Source organism: Methyloceanibacter sp. (genome assembly GCF_058506495.1).
The window spans coordinates 1-1,414 of sequence record NZ_JBZMXT010000193.1; the positions used below are offsets into that span (position 1 = coordinate 1).

Below are 1,414 nucleotides of genomic sequence, written 5' to 3' on the forward strand. Positions count from 1 at the left end.
CGAACGAGGAGTTGCGGGCGATAATCGGAAAGGACCGCCATTGCGCAAGAGCCGTGAGGAGATCCTCAGTCAGGCCGTCCGCAAAATACTCCTGTTCCGGGTCACCAGACATATTGGCAAAGGGCAGCACGGCTATTGCTGGCTTGTCCAAAATCTCCGGCGGTCTATTAGCGACACTCTGGCTGGGTGCAGCATGATCTGTCCGCCAATGCCAGACCCGCACTGGCCGTAGCACGTTCTTGACTGTCTTTTCGCCTGCATCCTCAAAGACAACATCCGACTTGCCGGCTAGGTGGTCGTGGGCGGTACCTGATATGCAGATTCCCCCGGGAACTGCTAAGCCTTCCAGTCGGGCCGCAACATTGACACCGTCCCCTAGAATGTCGTGGCCATCTATAACAATGTCACCGAGATTGATTCCGATGCGGTATTGGATTCGCCGTTCCTCGGGGACATGTGTCTCACGCCAGGCTATTTCCTCTTGTACCTCGACGGCGCACCTGACTGCATCCACGACACTTGGAAATTCCACCAGGAGCCCGTCACCAGTTGTCTTCACGAGACGGCCACCGTGCGCGGCGAGTTTTGGGTCGATAATCTCATCGCGGTGTGCTTTCTGGCGCGCAATCGTACCTTCCTCGTCGAGCCCCATGAGCCGCGAGTAGCCAACCATATCAAGTAACAGGATGGCTGCGAGCCGGCGCTGCATTTCAGTTCTCCTTCCCGAGAAGACTAGCGGCGATCAGGCAGGGAATCTATCCGTGATGTCGACAGCGGCTCACTTGGACCAGGCCGACGCACCCTCTGAGTGTCAAAGGCCGCCGGTCCCTCCACGTCATTCCTCAAAGACAAAGCCGGCTCGAAATGCGACCCTGGTCGTACGGAAATGTTGCGCCGAGCCGGGAGGAGAGCAGTATGAGCGTCATTCGGAAAAGGCTTCAGGAATTGTGTGAGGGCTTCAACGCCCACGATCTTGATCGCATCATGTCCCTGTTTGCCGACGACTGCATCCTGGAGATGCCAAGAGGCGATAAGGCGTGGGGCAGTCGCATGGAAGGTAAGGAGGCTGTTAGGCGAGGATTGGCCAGCAGGTTCGAAGGCCTGCCCGATGTCCACTACGGTGACGCTGTTCATTTTGTTGATGAAGAAGCAAGCACAGGAATGAGTAAGTGGACGCTGACGGGCACGATGAACGACGGTAAGCGGATCGAAGTCTGGGGATGCGACTTCTATACGTTCCGAGACGACCTGGTCGTCCGCAAGGATTCCTACTGGAAGATCGTTAGCTGAGTTGCCAAAGCTAATCATGGGCGAAGACCTGCCGCGCTTGCTGAAGCTCAACGAGCCTGGCCGAATCGTTTGCCACGCATGTCGGCGATTGGAGGCTACGCGGTCGTTTGTCACCGCCTCCATA

At 57.0% G+C, this 1,414-nt stretch carries 2 protein-coding genes; one reads left to right on the forward strand and one right to left on the reverse strand.

Annotated features, from left to right (window positions below; genetic code table 11):
• Nucleotides 1-709: adenylate/guanylate cyclase domain-containing protein (locus tag AC33YF_RS13930; RefSeq protein WP_491777814.1), on the reverse strand; the 709-nt coding region annotated here is incomplete at its 3' end.
• A 206-nt stretch (nucleotides 710-915) separates the two neighbouring features.
• Between AC33YF_RS13930 and AC33YF_RS13935 the strand changes: the two genes are divergently transcribed.
• Complete coding sequence (locus AC33YF_RS13935; protein ID WP_491777815.1) at nucleotides 916-1,290, forward strand: nuclear transport factor 2 family protein; 375 nt, start codon at nucleotides 916-918, stop codon at nucleotides 1,288-1,290.
• Nucleotides 1,291-1,414 lie beyond the last annotated feature (124 nt).

Bases quoted from the DNA above. Each gene is read 5' to 3' on its own strand.
- AC33YF_RS13935 (WP_491777815.1), top strand. From the start codon at position 916: ATGAGCGTCATTCGGAAAAGGCTTCAGGAATTGTGTGAGGGCTTCAAC.